This window comes from Pelagimonas sp. (genome assembly GCF_058892305.1).
Genome location: NZ_JBZXVN010000004.1, coordinates 22,753 through 40,341, shown reverse-complemented (window position 1 = coordinate 40,341; position 17,589 = coordinate 22,753). Strand labels below are relative to the sequence as shown.

Sequence of the window (17,589 nt, the reverse complement as noted above, 5' to 3'; positions counted from 1 at the left end):
GCCTTGCCCCTACTAGACGCATTTCTCGATGATACGATCCTACCCGAAGAGTTTGATCATCGCGCCCATGTCATCGTTGGTTTTGAGATCCTCAAACGCCATCCGCTGACCGAGGCAAAAGCCATCTATACACGCCATCTCAAAGCACTGACATTGCGCGCCGGAGTCCCCGAAAAATTCAGCGCCCCGATAACAGTTCATGCCATGTCGCTGATCGCAAGTCGGATGTTTGGTGACGAAGATGCGGCTCAGTTTCTGGAACGAAATCCAGATTTGCTCGATAAGCGCAGCTTCAAACCGGTTGAAACTCAAGAAATTTCCTAATCCTATCCACGACTAAGACGGACAGAAAAAGCCCAGCGCCGAAACTGGCATGCGCGATGACACTGCGCCAACGTGCCAATGCAGGGTTTGGAGCTTTTCGGGCGCAAAACCCAAATCCAAAACACGGTAGCATCACCAGAAAAGGCATCAAAACCGTCGTCAGACCATATCCAAGTTGTATTGGCACAGAGGGGAGCAGAGCGAGCTTGGGGCCAACCAGCAGCCCAAGCCCAACTGCCAGCCCACCGCCAATCGCATAGTGGGCAAACCATCCAAGCGCGCGTTCGCCTATAACCGATGGCGAGGTGACTATCGTGCGATGACATACCTGCCCAGCCACCAGATGCCTTAGCCAACGTCCGACCAAGGCATAGTCGAGCGCGCCAATGCCCCAAATTCGCAAGCGCATCCACGCAACCACATCCATAATCATCGTCGCCATCACGCCGACGCCTGCCAACACAATCCAATCCATTTCGATACCCCTTGTCCTTTCGCGAAGAACAGGCAAACTGCCACTTGAACCATGATTGAGGTCAACGTGGAATTTCTCGATATTGCCGAAGTGGCCACGCATTCGGGCCTGACGCCGTCCGCTCTGCGCTACTACGAAAAACGTGGGTTGATTGAGGCCTTGGGGCGCAAAGGGTTACGTCGCCAATATGAGGCATCGGTGTTACCGCGGCTTGCTCTGATCCGACTGTGTCAAACGGCGGGATTCACGTTGGAACAAACCGCCGCTCTTTTGCCGTCAGAAGCCAATTTCACCTTGGATCGTCAAACGATTACGGACCGCGCAGACGACATTGATGCCCAAATCGCCGATCTGCAAAAGCTTAGCCAGATGCTCAAACACATTGCCAATTGCAGTGCACCTAGCCATGCCGAATGCCCGTCTTTTCGCGCCACTTTGGACACCTTATCAGCCAGCAATCGCTAAGGGGGCCTCCAATTCGCCCATCGCTTTGGCGAAAAACACAAAAGTGAACAGTGAAATCGCAGCCAAAACCATCAAAGCGCTCAGCGTACACTTTTCTTCCCCCCTCCCCTTATGCCACTTTAGCGTCAAATGCAGCCCGCTCAGACAAAGGCACAAACAGACATGACACAAACAATGATTGGCGTGATCGGCGGTTCCGGAATCTATGATATCGACGGTCTCGAAAATGCGCGCTGGGTGGATGTGCAAAGCCCATGGGGCACGCCGTCGGATCAAATTTTGACCGGATCATTGAACGGTGTCCAAATGGCGTTTCTGCCCCGTCATGGGCGCGGCCATGTCCATAGTCCGACCACCGTGCCCTATCGCGCCAATATTGATGCGCTCAAGCGCCTTGGCGTTACGGATGTGATATCAGTTTCCGCCTGTGGTTCTTTTCGCGAAGAATATGCGCCCGGGCATTTTGTCGTTGTTGATCAATTCATTGACCGGACATTCGCGCGCGAAAAGAGCTTCTTTGGGACGGGCTGTGTGGCACATGTCAGCGTCGCGCACCCGACCTGCCCACGATTGGGTGACGCCTGTTTCCAAGCCGGATTGGACGCGGGAATAACCATCCACAAGGGCGGCACATATCTTGCCATGGAAGGTCCGCAATTCTCAACTTTGGCTGAATCCAAGATGTATCGCGAACACTGGGGCGCGGATGTAATTGGCATGACCAATATGCCCGAAGCAAAACTGGCCCGGGAGGCTGAGCTTTGCTACGCCTCGATCGCTATGGTCACAGACTATGACAGCTGGCACCCGGATCACGGCGAAGTTGACGTCAACGACATCATCAAAACCCTTATGGGTAATTCCGAAAAGGGCCGCGATATGGTGCGTCGTCTCCCCTCCCTTTTGGGGGTGGAACGCGCGCCTTGCGACCATGGCTGTGACCGAGCTTTGGAATGCGCGGTGATGACAGCCCCCGAAAAACGTGACCCGGCTCTTGTGGCCAAATTGGATGCTGTGGCTGGCCGTGTGCTCGGAGTGGCGGGTTAAGCCCGCGTCGATCTATGTGGCGTTGGTTGTGCACGTTCCTATGTCTGCCGGTCTTAGCGGCCGCTCAGGAGTTTGTCGAAACCAGCGGCACCTTGAGCGACACAGAGTTCTACCGCCTGGTTTCCTGCGCCGCACCGCCCAATGGCATTTGCCAGAAAAAACAGTTGTACTGGCCCCAAGGCGCAACCCTGAGGGTTAGCCTTGAACCGCTTGCCCCTGTGTTTTTAGGCGGGAAACAAAAGCGAGCCCGAGCCGCCTTGGTCCGGGCGCTCCAACATTTGAACCGTGTCGACATGAACCTGTCGCTCGTTCAAGTCGCCCCGGAGCTAGACGCGGATATTCGCATCTATTTCATCAATACCGATGGCAGCACACCAATCACCGGCACAAACATCAATGGAGTGGATGGCCAAACCGTTCACGGTGCCCGCGTTTCCGTGTGGGCCCGAAACGGTGTCATCAACCGCAGCACGATCATCTTTGGCACCCGCTTGCATATTCGCAGCTACGAAAGCGCCATGCTCGAAGAACTGACCCAAGCGCTTGGCCTATTGACCGATATTCGCAACCCGGCCTACGATGCGATTTCTATTTTTTCACAAGATAGCAATGCCTCAAAAACCCTTGGCCCACAGGATATTATCGCCCTGCAACGCCACTATCCAACGGAGTAAGTCATGAGTTTAGACCTTTGGCTCGCCTTTTGTGCAGCAACCATTTTTCTCCTGATGATCCCCGGCCCTACGATCCTTTTGGTACTAAGCTATGCCTTAAGCAAAGGCCGCTCTGTTGCTGTGGCGTCGGCTGCCGGGGTTGCCGTTGGGGATTTCATCGCCATGAGCCTGTCATTGGCGGGTTTGGGGGCTTTGGTCGCGACATCAGCAACGCTTTTCACCGTGTTGAAATGGGTCGGAGCCCTCTACTTGGTCTATCTCGGTATCAAACTGATCCGCTCCGCCCCGACCCAAGGGCTTGAACTCCCCGAAGCCAACGTCTCGGCCAAAGGCATCTTTGCCCACAACGCCGCGGTCACGGCGCTTAACCCCAAAAGCATCGCGTTCTTCATCGCCTTTGTTCCACAATTTGTTGACGATGCCGCGCCGTTGCTGCCGCAATTCGCCATTCTGATCACGACCTTTGTCACATTGGCGACCGTCAACGCGCTGGTTTATGCACTGGCCGCAGACCGCTTGCGCAGCGTGATAAAACGCCCCTCTGTCATCACCTGGATCACCCGCGCCGGTGGATCTGTCTTGATCGCCATGGGCGTTCTCACCGCAACTTTGCGCCGTGCGACCTGACACTCCATAGCCACAACTCAAGACCGCGACCCCGCGCCCCCTTGAAATGCCACCCTCCCTAAGACATTGCAGAGCGGCCCAATTTACCGCGAGGAGGCTGCAATGCCCAAAAAGCCCGAGGTCCAAGATTACATCCGCACCATTGTGGATTTCCCCCACGAAGGCATTCTGTTCCGGGATGTTGCCACGCTTTTTGCCGACCCACGCGGTTTCCGCATGGCCATTGACCAATTGCTACACCCTTACGCTGGTGTGCGGTTTGACAAGGTGATCGGCCTTGAGGCGCGTGGCTTTATCCTTGGTGGTGCTGTGGCGCACCAACTCTCTGCCGGGTTTGTCCCTATCCGTAAAAAGGGTAAATTGCCCGGAGCCGTCATTTCCGAAGAATACACTCTCGAATACGGTGAGGCCGTAGTTGAAATCCACGACGACGCCATTCAACCCGGTGAAAAGGTGCTTGTGGTCGACGATTTGTTGGCAACTGGTGGCACTGCCGAAGCTGGTATCAAGCTTATCGAACGTTTGGGCGGCGAAATCATCGGCTGTGCCTTTATCGTGGATCTGCCCGAACTGGGCGGCCGCAAAAAGCTCCAAGACATGGGAATGGATGTCCATGTTCTCTGCGAATTCGACGGCCTGTAAGCCGCGCTTGCCTCAGGCTAGATGACAGCCTGAGGACGATGCCGAAGGCATGGGACGAAACAAAAAGAGCGCGCCATTGGCGCGCCCCTTGTAACAGCGTTGACCTTGAAGATTAGGCCGCGTCGGTTTTTACCGCTTTGAGCTTGGCCTTCTTCTTAGGCGCTGGTTTTTTGGGTCCCGCATTGGAATCAATGAAATCCAACACCAGCGGGCGGATATTGTTGCGCCAGCTTTTGCCCGCAAAGATACCGTAGTGCCCAGCACCCGGTTCCAAATGCGACGCCTTCATCTCATCTGGTAGGCCGGTACAAAGGTCCAGCGCCGCCACACATTGGCCAGGAGCCGAGATATCGTCATTGGATCCTTCAACGGTTTTCACAGCGACATTGGTGATTGCCCCGATATCGACTTTGTGACCATCCACCACAAATTCATTTGCGGCGATTTCCCCGTTCTTAAAGATCCGCTCAACCGTCGACAGGTAGAATTCGGCTGGCATGTCCATCACAGCCAGATACTCATCATAGAATCGGTTGTGGGCGTCATGATCCGACGCTTCGCCGCGGCACACCCGCATGATTTGGTCGCGGAAAGCTTGGCTATGACGATCGCCGTTCATGCTCATGAACGATGCCAACTGAAGCAACCCCGGATAGACCATGCGTCCGACGCCTTTGAACTTGAAACCAACCCGTTGGATCATCGTTTCCTCAAGCTGCCCCATGGTGACGCGGTGACCAAAATCGGTCACCTCGGTTGGGGTTGCATTCGGGTCAATCGGGCCACCGATCAAAGTCAAAGTCCGCGGCTGGGCATCTGGGTCCAGCTCTGCCAAATAGGCCGTCGCAGCCAAGGTCAAAGGGGCGGGCTGACAGATCGCAATCACATGCGTATCCGGCCCCAGCTCCTTCATGAACTCCATCAAATATAGCGTATAATCTTCGACATCGAACTTACCCGCCGACACCGGAATATCCCGCGCGTTATGCCAATCGGTGACGTAGACTTCACAGTTTACAATCAGTGACTTAACGGTCGATCGCAACAAGGTTGCATAGTGGCCAGACATCGGCGCAACAATCAGGATTTTACGAGGTTGCTCCTTGCGGCCAGACACATCAAAATGGATCAAGTCGCCAAAGGGTTTCTCAACCACAGTCTCAACGTTGACCAAATGGTCTTTGCCGTCTTCACAGGTGAACGTCCGGATGCCCCAATCGGGTTTGACTACCATCCGCTCAAAGGTGCGCTCTGTCACCTCACCCCAGGCAGCCGCCCATTCCAAAGCCGGGTTCGGAAACACCGAAAACATCGGATAAGACGCCATGGTCTTGGCCGTGGCACCTAGCCATTGGTTGGTGTTGCGGACCGTTTCCATTAGATCATAGGTCGCCATATAGCGCATGCATGCCACTCCTTACCGTGTCAAAGGTGGCGCATTTTTGTCGCGCCATTCGCCCCGAGCCAATTCGTCGCTTTGCCGCACAAGCATCACGACGCTATTCTGCGGATGCGAAGATAGGGGGAATTTGCATCAATGACAACGAACGACGTTGACGCAGGCGAGAGCCGCGCTCGAATGGAAGCAAATTTGTCGAAAATTGAGGGGCTACAACAGCGCCTTGTCTCGGCATTAACCAAGAAACAACAAATCCCCACATCCCTGAATGGGCCGGATTCTGATCTCTACGCCAAGGCCGGTCAGGCCTATTGGCAAGAAGCGCTCCAAAATCCAGCCAAGCTCATTGAGCAGCAGGTACAGTATTGGGGCCAAACCATGCAGCATTTCGCCGAGGCGCAAAAAGCGTTTTCTGCGGGTCGTATGGAAGCGCCTGAAGATAATGGCCCAAAAGATCGGCGGTTTTCAAATCCGCTCTGGAACACCAACCCCTACTTCAACTTCATCAAGCAGCAGTACCAGATCAACGGCGATGCCATCCGCAAAGCGGTCGAAAGCATCGAGGATCTTGATGCGACTGAAAAGCGTCGCTTACGCTACTTTGCCCAGCAAATCACCGACATGATGGCCCCAACTAACTTTTTTGCCACCAATCCTGATGCGCTTGAAAAGGCCATTCAAACGGATGGCGAAAGTCTTGTGAAGGGGCTGGAAAACTTGGTCGCCGATGTTGAGGCCAATCGGGGTGAATTGATTGTCCGCCTGGTGGATGAAAGCGCGTTTGAGGTTGGCGGGAATATCGCCACCGCCAAGGGTGACGTGGTCTTTCGGAACCGGATGATGGAGCTGATCCAGTATTCGCCGACGACCGAAAAGGTACATGAGCTACCTATCGTTTTGTTTCCACCTTGGATCAATAAATTCTACATTCTTGATCTCAAAGAGAAAAACAGCCTGATCCGCTGGATCGTCGATCAGGGTTACACACTATTTGTGGTTAGCTGGATCAATCCGGACGAGGCCTATAGTCAAGTTGGTCTCGAAGATTACATCGAGGAGGGGTACCTCACAGCGATGAATGTCGCGCGCGAGATTTGTGGTACCGAACAGGTCAACGCCGTCGGGTATTGTATTGCAGGCACGACCCTGTCCCTGACTTTGTCGCTTCTCAAAAAGCGCAAGCAAAAGCTTGTCAAATCCGCCACCTTCTTTACCACCTTGACTGATTTCAGCGATCAGGGCGAATTTACCCCCTTCTTGCAGAACGATTTCATCGACGGCATCGAAGAGGAAATCAACAACAAGGGTATGTTGTCCTCCTTTATCATGGCGCGGACTTTTTCGTTCCTCCGCTCCAATGACCTGATCTATGGTCCGGCAATCAAAAGCTACATGATGGGTGAAACCCCTCCTGCCTTTGACCTGCTCTATTGGAACGGCGATGGGGCCAATTTGCCCGGCAAGATGACCATGCAATATTTGCGCGGCTTGTGTCAGCGCAATGAATTTGCAGATGGAGCTTTTGAACTCTTTGGTGAAACCCTGTCTCTCAAGGATGTCGACATTCCTTTGATGTCGATTGCGACGGAAACAGATCACATTGCCGCCGCACGCGACGTCTATCGCGGCGTGCAGCAGATGGGATCGCGGTCGAAAACCTATGTCTTGGGCGAATCTGGCCATATTGCAGGCATTGTGAACCCACCGACCAAGGTCAAATACGGCCATTTTCTTCATGATGACCTCAGCTTGAGTTTCGATGACTGGAAGGATGCTGCAACGCGGCATGACGGATCGTGGTGGCCACAATGGGAAGCCTGGCTGAAGAAGCGTTCAGGCAAGAAAACAACGGCTCGCGTTCCGGGCGATTCGTCATACAAATCGCTCGCCCCTGCACCGGGAACCTATGTTCAAATAAAAGCTGTTAAACAAAAACAGTAACTTAGCCATTTTCATGCTGCGTCGCAGAAATTTCACTTGAAATGCTGCGTCGCAGCATGCATATTGTTTGCAGCTGCAGCAGACGGGGTGGGCCCGGAGGCAGCGGAAACAAGGATTTGTAAGATGGCACAAGCACAAGATTTCACCGCTGTACTCAAAGACGTTCTGGGTGCATTCCCCGTTGACACCAAAGCCATGGAAGATGCGTTCAAATCGCAAGCGACCATGAACGAAAAGCTGGCCGGCGTTGCGCTGGAAGCTGCCGAAAAGTCGACCGAACTGTCCGCAACTTGGACCAAAGACACCCTCGCCAAGCTGGCCGAGATGTCCACCGTCAAAGCAGAGCCTGCTGACTACGCCAAAGCCGCAACCGATTTCGCTTCGGCTCAGGCTGAAGTTGCTGCTGAAAACATGGCTGCTTTCGCTGAGATCGCGAAAAAAGTTCAGATGGACACAGTTGAGCTGCTGATGGCCGCTGGCAAAGACCTGCAGGAAGATGCAACTGCCGCCGTCAAAAAAGCAACTGACGACGTGACCAAAGCTGCCAAAAAAGCGGCTGCTTAAGAATACCAACCCGGATGGGTTGATCAGGATAATTGCGCCCCTCCTCCCAATTTGGCGCAATTTCCTAGAGGCAGGTTCCTAACGGAGCCTGCCTTTTCTTTTGCGCGATGGGTTTCGCGCAAAGGTAAGGAATGGCTGACCAACAATCATGCCATTTTGCGCCAACTGATTTGGGGTGTTCTAATCACGGTGATCTCCACAACACCGGAGGCAGCACATGCTTCGCCTGATAGCCCTCATGTCGATCCTTACCCTCACCACCCTCCCCGCTTCGGCGCAAGATCGGGTGTTGCGCTGGCAAAACCTTGATCCGACCACAACCGACGCCGTCCTGCACAAGCTTCAGGCCTCTGGGTTTGAGCTACAAGGAATGCGCGCTTTGAGTTTGATCGTATCACCTCAGGCCTGCCAAGCGGGCTGTACCGTACGAGAAGCGGGGTGCGCCTGCCCCAAAGCCGCTAAAACTTGCCCGGATGGAACCGAACCAAGCCCGGGCGGAGCGCTGTGCACCGGTCCACTGTCAGGGCTGCAGGTGATGCTCGAAGACGGACGGATCGGCGGGCCAATTGACCTGCCTTAACCAATGGAAAAGGCCGCCAGGTTTCCCGGGCGGCCCAATAACAATAAGTCAGATCGGTTTTAAACCAACGTCGCCTCGGTCGCGGCGCGGAACTCGTCTTCGCTGACACCGTCGGCCAGTTCAACGATTTTCAAACCACCTTCGACAACGTCCATCACGCCAAGATTGGTGATGATCCGGTCCACAACTTTTTGCCCGGTCAAAGGCAAGGTGCATTCCTTGAGAACCTTAGACACGCCGTGCTTGTTGGTGTGATCCATCACAACAACCACACGGCCAACACCCGCGACCAGATCCATGGCACCGCCCATGCCTTTGACAAGTTTGCCCGGGATCATCCAATTCGCCAGATCGCCATTCTCGGCCACTTCCATTGCTCCCAAAATCGCCATGGCGATCTTGCCGCCGCGGATCATCGCAAAGGATTGGGCGCTATCGAAATAAGCGGTCTGCGGCAATTCGGTGATGGTCTGCTTGCCGGCGTTGATCAGGTCCGGGTCTTCTTCGCCCTCGTAAGGGAAAGGACCCATGCCAAGCATGCCGTTCTCAGATTGCAGCGTCACCTCAACCCCTTCGGGGATGTAGTTCGACACCAATGTTGGAATGCCAATGCCGAGGTTCACGTACCAACCGTCTTGCAATTCCTGTGCGGCGCGCGCCGCCATTTGATTACGATCCCAAGGCATTATGCACCCTCCTTCTGACGTACAGTGCGCTGCTCAATGCGCTTTTCGTGATCACCTTTGATGATGCGATGCACATAGATGCCAGGCAGGTGAATGTTGTCGGGGTCAAGCGACCCGGTTGGAACGATTTCTTCGACCTCAACCACGCAGAGCTTGCCACATGTGGCCGCCGGAGCGTTGAAGTTGCGGGCGGTTTTGCGGAACACAAGGTTGCCGGTCTCATCAGCTTTCCAAGCCTTTACAATGGCCAGATCGGCAAAGATGCCCTCTTCCATGATAAAGGTTTCGCCGTTGAACTCTTTATGGTCTTTGCCCTCGGCAATGACTGTGCCAACGCCAGTTTTGGTATAAAAACCGGGGATACCCGCACCACCGGCACGCATACGTTCGGCCAAGGTGCCCTGTGGGTTGAACTCAAGCTCAAGCTCTCCACTCAGATACTGGCGCATGAACTCTGCGTTTTCACCTACATAGGATGAGATCATTTTGCTGACCTGTTTGGTCTGCAACAGGATACCGATGCCGAAATCGTCGACACCCGCATTGTTGGACGCAAATGTCAGATCCTTAACGCCGCTCTCTTTGATCGCGTCAAGAAGCAACTCTGGAATGCCGCAGAGGCCAAAACCGCCCGCTGCAATCAACATCCCGTCCTGAAGCACGCCGTCTAGCGCTTCTGCGGCCGAGCCGTAAACTTTTTTCATGATGTCCTCCCTTGGAACACTTGGATGACAGGGGTTGTGACCTGAGGTTACTTAACCTGTCAACTGTTTCGCCGCATTGCAGCACACGCGCTGTAATACTTTCGCTTAGGTTGTATTTTCTTCAGGGTATTTTAGCCACCAAAATGCATAGGCGCATTTTGATTATCCAACTCTCGCATAGGTGGCATTTGGATTCTTTTGGGAACAAAATGAACCTTTTGCAGTTCCGCGCGCACTCTTTAACATCACGTTAGGAGATAAAATGAGCGACGCGAGACGCGCATATGAAGAGTTCTTGGTCGCAAGCACCCGATCAGGCGATCAAAAAGCGGCCATTGCCTTGGTCGAGTTGCGTGGGCCACGGCTATTGCTCCATGCGACCCGACTTTTGGGGAATCATGAGGAGGCGCAAGACGCCGTTCAAGACGCCTGGGTCGATATCTTCAAAGGGTTGCGGTCGCTGCGCAGCGACGCTGCTTTTCCGGTCTGGGCGCTTAGGATTGTCACGCGAAAATGTGCAGCACTCATAAAAGGCAAACAACGCGACAGGTCGATCACCGCCAGTGTCGCCGAGGACCGCTCGCAAAGCACGGTTCCATCGCCGGCCGAGACGCGCGACCTCGCCCGCGCCATTGCCGCCTTGCCCCCTGCTCAGGCCGCAACAATCGCGCTGTTTTACATCGAAGGCTTGAGCCTAACCGAGGTGTCCATCGCCTTGGATGTTCCGATTGGGACCGTCAAATCGCGGCTATCAGAGGCCCGAAAAAACTTGAAATCCGCATTGGAAGGAGAAACCGATGTCTGACTCATTCGAAAAGGATCTGGATGCCCAGATCAAAGCCGCCCTTACTGGACAAGATCGCGAAATATTGGAAGCAACCCAAGAGCTTGGGTGGTTTCAGTTGGGGCTGAAGCAATTTCGCGGCAAATTGGGCTGGGTGACTTGGGTCTTGATGGTCGTTCAGACCCTGATGTTCGTCGCCGCACTCTGGTGCGCCATCAAATTCTTTGGCACCACGGATGTCATACCCGCCCTGAAATGGGGCTTTAGCGGGTCTGTGTTGATGCTTGGCGCGTTGCAAATAAAGCTGAGCCTCATGCCCCAAATTCAAGCTGATCGTGTCATCCGAGAGGTTAAGCGACTGCAACTGATGATCGCGGCCAAAGGCGAATAAGCTAACGAAAAGGCCCGACCTTATGGCCGGGCCTTTTGGCTTACTCGTCTGTTGCAGCCTTTTTCTTAGCGGCTGGCTTTTTCGCAGCTGGCTTTTTGGCCGTGGTCTTCTTCGCCGCTGGCTTTTTAGCCGGGGCCTTTTTGGCAGCCGCTTTCTTTTTGGGTGCCTTTTTGGTCTTAGCGGCAATCAACTCGATCGCCATTTCAACTGTCACATCCTTGGGCTCTGTGCCTTTGGGAATGGTCGCATTGACCTTTTCCCACTTCACATAAGGCCCATAGGACCCGTCCATGATGTTCATCGCGCCGCCGTCCGGGTGATCACCAAGCTCGCGCAGCGGTTTCTTGGCGGCTCCACGACCACGCCCCGGATTGGCCCGTTTATGCGCCAATAGCTCGACGGCGTGGTTCATGCCGACTTCAAGCATCTCCGGGTAGGTCTTGAAATTCACATAAACCGGGCGCTCATCACCGGGCATTTTGTGCATGATATAGGGGCCAAACCGTCCCAAGTTACCGCTGATCTTGCCACCCTCAGGGTGATCGCCAACATGGCGCGGCAGGCTCAGCAATTGAACCGCTTGTTCAAGCGTGGTTTCCTCTTTTGGCCAGCCGCCATTGCGGGCAAGCGGCAGTGATGTCCGCTTGGGCTTCTTGTTTTCCGGCGTGACTTCTCCGCGCTGAACATAGGGGCCATAGCGCCCATCCTTCAGCCAGATTTCATCGCCCTGATCCTCGCCCAAAAGCTTCTCTTCGCCCTCTGCCCCTTCGCCCGCAATCGGACGTGTATAGGTGCATTCGGGGTAATTCCCACAACCAACAAACCCGCCGGTGCGCGAGGTTTTTAGGTGCAACTGGCCGGTCCCGCATTTCTGACAAATCCGCGGGTCAGAGCCATCTTCGCGTGGTGGATACAACTGAGGGGCCAAGGCGTCGTCCAGAACATCCAGAACTTCGGAGACCCGAAGCTCGGTCGTTTCTTCGATGGCAACCTTGAAATCACGCCAAAACTTGCTGAGAACCTCAACAAATTCGGTATCCCCCGAGGACACATGATCAAGCTCGTCTTCTAGGGCCGCCGTGAAATCATATTCCACATAGCGTTTGAAGAAGTTGAGCAAGAAGATCGTGACGATGCGCCCGCGCTCTTCGGGGAAAAGGCGATTTTGTTCTTTGCGAACATAGGCATGGTCTTCGAGGCGTGTCAGGATCGAGGCATAGGTTGACGGGCGGCCAATGCCCAATTCTTCCATGCGTTTGACCAAGGTCGCCTCGGTGTAACGGGGTGGCGGTTGTGTAAAGCTTTGCAACGCCAAAACCGCCGCATCTTCGGACATGACAGCGGCATCGCACCGCTGCATTCCACCATCGTCGACCAAAGCGCCGCCGGTTCCAGATGCCTTTTCGTAGGCCGCCTGAAGGGCACCTGCACCAAAGCCAGCCGCCTCACCCATCATGATTTGTGGCAAGCGCTTGTCGTCGTCTTCAACAGGTTCGTCTCGGCCTTCTTCATAGACCTTGAGAAAGCCGTCAAACAGCACAACCTGACCGCTGGCTCGCAGTCCGACTTGGCCATCCGCACTCCCAACTTCGACCGTGGTACGCTCAAGTTTGGCACTGGCCATCTGACAGGCCAATGTCCGCTTCCAAATCAGATCATAAAGCTTGCGCTGATCATCTTCAGAGAGCTTCAGGCTCGACGCGTCACGCGTCATATCGGTTGGGCGAATACACTCGTGCGCCTCTTGGGCGTTCTTGGCTTTGTTTTTGTAGACACGCGGGCTGTCGGGAACGTATTCGGCACCGTAACGATCGGCAATTGCATCGCGTGCGGCGGTCACAGCCTCTGGGGCCATGTCGATGCCATCGGTCCTCATATAGGTGATGTGACCGGCTTCGTACAAACGCTGCGCCGCGTTCATCGTTTGGCGCGCGCCCATGCCAAATTTGCGGCTCGCCTCTTGTTGTAGGGTCGAGGTCATGAACGGAGCAGACGGATTTCGGCTCGCAGGTTTGGCTTCAACCTTGGTGACCGACAGGCCCCGAGACGTGATCGCCTGAACCGCCATTTCGGCCTGTGTGGCGTTGTCTATGTCAAATTTGTCGAGCTTGTTGCCCGCCAATGTTGTCAGACGTGCTTCATAGCTTTGACCACGTGGCGTGGTCAGCTGGGCCTTGATCGTCCAGTATTCGCGCGGCTTAAAGGCTTCGATCTCCATCTCTCGCTCAACAATCAAGCGAAGTGAAACCGATTGCACCCGACCTGCGGCTTTGGCGCCGGGAAGTTTGCGCCACAACACGGGCGACAGGCCAAACCCAACCAAACGGTCGAGAGCACGACGCGCCAGATAAGCCTCAACCAGCGGCATATCAATGTCGCGCGGTTCGGCCATGGCTTTGGTCACCGCCGCTTTGGTGATCGCGTTGAACGTCACGCGGCTAACATGGGTCGATTTTTTAATTGAGCGGCGTTTTGTTAGCGCCTCTTTCAGGTGCCAACTGATCGCTTCTCCCTCGCGATCAGGGTCAGTCGCGAGGATCAGTTCATCATCGGTTTTTAGCGCATTTGCGATCGCCGCAACGTGTTTTCGCGAATCGGTAGGTATTTCCCACGTCATCTCAAAGTCTTGCTCAGTGTCGACCGCAGTCCCCTTGCGAGGGAGATCCCGCACATGCCCATAAGAGGCCAGAACCGTATAGTCGGAGCCGAGATATTTGTTGATTGTCTTGGCCTTAGCCGGGGATTCCACAACAACGACTGGCATATTACTCTGAACCTCTTCGTAAAATTCGTTGGGCCTCTTTTCGGGCCGCATATGGCGGCGCAGAGTGAGGGGCGCAAGGGGGAATTGTCAATGTGGGCAACTAAGCCGCGTGGAAAGAATTGTAACAACGCGGTAGAATTGGGCGTCTATCAAGGAGGGTTTCCTATGCGTTTTCGGTCACTTGTCGCCACTGTAGCATTGATTGCAACACTGCCATTTCAAGCGCTCGCTTGGGAGGTACCGCAACGTGGCACGCAACTTCGCGCTGACTTGATGGATGCCATGCGGCCACATGCCGAAGCGGTGTTCGGTGCTCCGGTGGTATTTGTTGTCGATGATCTGCGTGTTCACGGCAATGTTGCCTTTGCAATGCTGCGCCCGGTGCGCCCCGGTGGCGGTGAGATCGGGTTCGATGATTTGTCTCCAGCCTATCAATCGTATGAAGATCGCGACTTTTGGGGCGGGGCTGACATGCAGGCGCTCTATGAACGTCAGGGCCGCACATGGGTGGCCACTCATCAAACCTTTGGTGCGACCGACGTTTGGTGGGCCGATCCGCAATTTTGCCCCAAATGGCACAGTGTAATTCCCGAAATTTGCGCCAATTGACCTTAATGCCGGGTGCCATCCCTATCCGGCACCAGAGTTAGGAACCCACCCGGTTTGCGTTCAACTTTGCCGTCAAGTTCGAGATCCGTCAAAACGGGGGAGACACGCCCAGACGTCGCCCCAAGGTCACGGATTAACTGATCTTCTGCCACGGGTGACGGCCCTAACCGTTCAAGGATTTGCAGATGCAGAGCAGCGGTTTCGCGCAAACTGCGTTGCGGCAGTGACGGCCCTTCAGGGACTTCAGGGGTAACGACCGTATCACTGGCCGGCTCCTCAAAACCAGGAAGGTCAGGCTGCACATCAGGGTCACGTGGTGGCAAAGCCTCGAGAATATCTTCGGCATTGCGAACCAAGCGCGCGCCATCTCGGATCAAAATGTTACAACCGCTGGCCCGTGCATCCATTGGGTGACCGGGCACGGCCAACACTTCGCGGCCCTGATCCAGCGCGTATCGTGCCGTGATAAGGGACCCTGACTTGGCCGCCGCCTCGACGACGACGACGGCACGCGACAGGCCCGAGACGATACGATTGCGCATTGGGAAATGCCGCGCCATGGGCTGCAACCCGATGGGTTGTTCACTCACCAAAGCGCCGCCTTTGTGCGCTATCTCCTCGGCCAACCGAGTATTTTCAGATGGATAGAGGACATCTACGCCCCCCGCCATGACGGCCACAGTGCCTGTTTCAACTGTTTCGACATGCGCAGCGGTATCAATCCCACGCGCCAAGCCCGACACGACTTGATAGCCAGCCTGTGCCAAGCCGCCAGCCAAAGACCGCGCCATCCGAAGACCCAAAGAAGAGGCATTGCGGGCACCAACCAGCGCAACCATCGGCCGTTTCAATGCGGCGGGTTCGCCGACAACCCAAAGCATGGGCGGCGCATCGGTTAGAGCCGCCAATTCAATCGGGTAAAAAGGATCACCATGGCAAACCAACTTAGCACCACGTGCGCGGGCGGCTTTGAGCTCGGCTAAAACCACGCCTTCAGGGCAGGCCTCATAGCGCTGCACGCCAGCGGACCGCGCCACATCGGGAAGGGCATCAAGCGCCGTCTGTGCATCACCATGTTCGGAAAGCAAACGCCAAAAGGTTGAAACCCCTACGCGGCGTGACCGCAAGAGACGGAGCCACGACACCCGATCATCTTCCGTGGTGGGTGGGAGTGGGGGGTGAGTGGAAGAGTAGCTGTGGTCGCGCATCTTAGCCCCGTCGTCTTGCACCATTAGAGGTAGCGCGAAGAGGGTTAACCGCAGGTAAACCTAAGCAAGTTTCCGCAGTTTTAGTTACAAAGCTTTGAATTACCGATGTTTTTGAAGGCCCGTCAAAAACTTACCCGACGACATCTTGCCCATTACAACCCAAATCCATCGAATCGCCCCCTATCACAGCATCATGATCCGGCTCCGCCCACGGTCAAACCGCCAATACGCACTGTTGGCTGGCCCACACCAACCGGAACCCACTGCCCCGCTTTGCCGCAATTCCCCATGCCCGGATCAAGCGCCATATCGTTGCCAAGCGCCTGGATCCGCTTCAACGCATTGGCCCCGTCTCCGATCAATGTCGCCCCCTTCACCGGCGCGCCAACCTTACCGTTTTTAACCCGGTAGGCTTCGGTACAGGAAAACACGAATTTGCCGTTGGTGATATCAACCTGACCGCCACCAAAACCCACCGCCCAAATGCCATCTTCGAGATCGGCGACAATATCCGACGGATTGGCATCGCCGCCCAACATATAGGTGTTGGTCATGCGCGGCATCGGCACATGGGCATAGCTTTCGCGCCGACCATTGCCCGTTGGTGTGTCGCCCATCAAACGGGCGTTTTGGCGATCTTGCATATAGCCGACCAAAACCCCGTCTTCGATCAACACGTTTTTGCCCGATGGGGTGCCTTCGTCATCAACCGAGATCGAGCCGCGGCGATCCGGGATGGTTCCGTCATCCAGAACGGTGACGCCTTTGGCCGCCACTTGTTGGCCCATAAGGCCCGCAAAAACAGACGAACCCTTGCGGTTGGCATCGCCTTCCAACCCATGTCCAATGGCTTCGTGAAGCAAAATACCCGGCCAACCCGGGCCAAGCACGATGTCCATCACACCGGCCGGGGCCGGTTCGGCTTCGAGGTTGACCAGAGCAATGCGCAAGGCTTCGCGGGCTTTTGATTGCCAATCTTGTGGATCCAGCAACCCATCCAAAGACACACGGCCGCCGCCCCCGGCGGTTCCGGATTCGCGCCGCCCATCTTTTTCAACGATGACCGACACGTTGACCCGTGTCATCGGGCGCACATCGGTGACCAACCCGCCTTCGGGTCGCAGAATCGCCACCTCCTGCAAGGACGCAGCGATGGTGGCCGTGACTTGGACCACACGCGAATCGAGATCACGAGCAAAGGCATCAATTTCACGCAAGGTTGCGATTTTCACTGGGAAATCCGCCCCGGCGATCGGGTCATTGTCCGAATAAAGGCGCCGATTTGTGCCCGCAGGGGGCGGGGCAAGAACACCGCCGCCCTGCCCGACGGCAAGCCGCGCGGTTTCTGAGGCACGTTTCAGCGCGGATTCGCTAATCTCGGTCGCATGGGCGTAGCCCGCGACCTCGCCATTTACGGCCCGTAAACCGAACCCTTCTGAGGCGTCATAGCTGGCGGTTTTGACCCGACCGTCATCAAACACCAATGATTCCGAGCGTTTACGCTCTAGGAAGAGCTCGCCATCCTCGGCCCCAGCCAAGGCATCGCGCAACAATGCGGTGCTCTTGTCGAGGTCGAGATGGGTTTCAAATGGGCGGAAAGGTGCGTCACTCATGGGGGCCTCAATTTGATCTGGATCAAAAAAAGCGGCGCTTTGCCGCAAGGGGGGTACTTTATAGGTGCATCAGAATATGATTTTAAACAGAG

At 55.3% G+C, this 17,589-nt stretch carries 19 protein-coding genes; 12 read left to right on the top strand and 7 right to left on the bottom strand.

From position 1 onward, the window contains the following. Positions 1-3 precede the first annotated feature (3 nt). Positions 4-324 carry a hypothetical protein gene (locus tag AC5EFR_RS01490; RefSeq protein ID WP_493574201.1) on the top strand — a complete coding sequence of 107 codons (321 nt, stop codon included), beginning with the start codon at positions 4-6 and terminating at the stop codon, positions 322-324. Here the strand turns inward: AC5EFR_RS01490 and AC5EFR_RS01485 are convergent. Continuing rightward, positions 293-799, bottom strand: a complete 507-nt coding sequence (locus AC5EFR_RS01485) for a DUF2938 family protein (RefSeq protein WP_493574200.1) — start codon at positions 797-799, stop codon at positions 293-295. The genes AC5EFR_RS01490 and AC5EFR_RS01485 overlap by 32 nt on opposite strands. Before the next feature lie 51 nt (positions 800-850). Here AC5EFR_RS01485 and AC5EFR_RS01480 point away from each other — a divergent pair, with 51 nt between their 5' ends. From AC5EFR_RS01480 to AC5EFR_RS01460, 5 genes are all read left to right on the top strand, one after another. Further along, positions 851-1,264 carry a helix-turn-helix domain-containing protein gene (locus AC5EFR_RS01480; protein WP_493574199.1) on the top strand — a complete coding sequence of 138 codons (414 nt, stop codon included), beginning with the start codon at positions 851-853 and terminating at the stop codon, positions 1,262-1,264. Positions 1,265-1,426: 162 nt separating this feature from the next. After that, entirely contained in the window at positions 1,427-2,311 is an 885-nt protein-coding gene (locus tag AC5EFR_RS01475; protein ID WP_493574198.1) for an S-methyl-5'-thioadenosine phosphorylase, read from the top strand. 92 nt (positions 2,312-2,403) lie between these two features. Beyond that, the gene (locus AC5EFR_RS01470; protein ID WP_493574197.1) at positions 2,404-2,985 is read left to right on the top strand and encodes a DUF2927 domain-containing protein; all 582 of its coding nucleotides are present in this window, start codon (positions 2,404-2,406) and stop codon (positions 2,983-2,985) included. Between the two features lie 3 nt (positions 2,986-2,988). After that, on the top strand, positions 2,989-3,612 hold the full coding sequence (locus AC5EFR_RS01465; protein WP_493574196.1) for a LysE family translocator: 624 nt from the start codon (positions 2,989-2,991) through the stop codon (positions 3,610-3,612). 102 nt (positions 3,613-3,714) lie between these two features. After that, a complete protein-coding gene (locus tag AC5EFR_RS01460) occupies positions 3,715-4,254 on the top strand; it encodes an adenine phosphoribosyltransferase (RefSeq protein ID WP_493574195.1) in 540 nt (179 codons plus the stop codon). 112 nt (positions 4,255-4,366) lie between these two features. Here AC5EFR_RS01460 and phaZ read toward each other — a convergent pair whose 3' ends face one another. Further along, on the bottom strand, positions 4,367-5,659 hold the full coding sequence (phaZ, locus tag AC5EFR_RS01455) for a polyhydroxyalkanoate depolymerase (protein WP_493574194.1): 1,293 nt from the start codon (positions 5,657-5,659) through the stop codon (positions 4,367-4,369). Positions 5,660-5,791: 132 nt separating this feature from the next. Between phaZ and AC5EFR_RS01450 the strand changes: the two genes are divergently transcribed. The 3 genes from AC5EFR_RS01450 to AC5EFR_RS01440 all read left to right on the top strand — a co-directional run bounded on the left by AC5EFR_RS01450 (position 5,792) and on the right by AC5EFR_RS01440 (position 8,738). Beyond that, positions 5,792-7,594, top strand: coding sequence for a PHA/PHB synthase family protein (locus AC5EFR_RS01450; protein ID WP_493574193.1), 1,803 nt, complete (start codon positions 5,792-5,794; stop codon positions 7,592-7,594). A gap of 123 nt (positions 7,595-7,717) precedes the next feature. Beyond that, positions 7,718-8,158, top strand: coding sequence for a phasin, PhaP (locus AC5EFR_RS01445; protein WP_299930231.1), 441 nt, complete (start codon positions 7,718-7,720; stop codon positions 8,156-8,158). Between the two features lie 217 nt (positions 8,159-8,375). Further along, positions 8,376-8,738 (top strand): hypothetical protein, encoded by a 363-nt coding sequence (locus AC5EFR_RS01440; protein WP_493574192.1) that lies wholly within the window; start codon positions 8,376-8,378, stop codon positions 8,736-8,738. A 59-nt stretch (positions 8,739-8,797) separates the two neighbouring features. Here the strand turns inward: AC5EFR_RS01440 and AC5EFR_RS01435 are convergent, their stop codons facing one another. Continuing rightward, a complete protein-coding gene (locus tag AC5EFR_RS01435) occupies positions 8,798-9,424 on the bottom strand; it encodes a CoA transferase subunit B (protein WP_299930161.1) in 627 nt (208 codons plus the stop codon). Further along, a complete protein-coding gene (locus AC5EFR_RS01430) occupies positions 9,424-10,128 on the bottom strand; it encodes a CoA transferase subunit A (protein WP_493574191.1) in 705 nt (234 codons plus the stop codon). Before AC5EFR_RS01430 ends, AC5EFR_RS01435 begins: the two co-directional genes overlap by 1 nt. Positions 10,129-10,390: 262 nt before the next feature. On the opposite strand from AC5EFR_RS01430, the gene AC5EFR_RS01425 reads away from it, so the two are divergent. Then, a complete protein-coding gene (locus tag AC5EFR_RS01425) occupies positions 10,391-10,933 on the top strand; it encodes an RNA polymerase sigma factor (protein ID WP_493574190.1) in 543 nt (180 codons plus the stop codon). Beyond that, complete coding sequence (locus AC5EFR_RS01420; protein WP_493574189.1) at positions 10,926-11,303, top strand: DUF6768 family protein; 378 nt, start codon at positions 10,926-10,928, stop codon at positions 11,301-11,303. The genes AC5EFR_RS01425 and AC5EFR_RS01420 overlap by 8 nt, the downstream gene beginning before the upstream one ends. 40 nt (positions 11,304-11,343) lie before the next feature. Here the strand turns inward: AC5EFR_RS01420 and topA are convergent, their stop codons facing one another. After that, positions 11,344-14,067 (bottom strand): type I DNA topoisomerase, encoded by a 2,724-nt coding sequence (gene topA, locus AC5EFR_RS01415; RefSeq protein ID WP_493574188.1) that lies wholly within the window; start codon positions 14,065-14,067, stop codon positions 11,344-11,346. Between the two features lie 165 nt (positions 14,068-14,232). Here topA and AC5EFR_RS01410 point away from each other — a divergent pair, with 165 nt between their 5' ends. Next, positions 14,233-14,676 (top strand): hypothetical protein, encoded by a 444-nt coding sequence (locus AC5EFR_RS01410; protein ID WP_493574187.1) that lies wholly within the window; start codon positions 14,233-14,235, stop codon positions 14,674-14,676. Between the two features lie 2 nt (positions 14,677-14,678). On the opposite strand, the gene dprA is transcribed toward AC5EFR_RS01410, so the two are convergent. After that, positions 14,679-15,884, bottom strand: coding sequence for a DNA-processing protein DprA (gene dprA, locus AC5EFR_RS01405; RefSeq protein WP_493574186.1), 1,206 nt, complete (start codon positions 15,882-15,884; stop codon positions 14,679-14,681). Between the two features lie 191 nt (positions 15,885-16,075). Beyond that, entirely contained in the window at positions 16,076-17,497 is a 1,422-nt protein-coding gene (tldD, locus tag AC5EFR_RS01400) for a metalloprotease TldD (RefSeq protein WP_493574185.1), read from the bottom strand. Positions 17,498-17,589 lie beyond the last annotated feature (92 nt).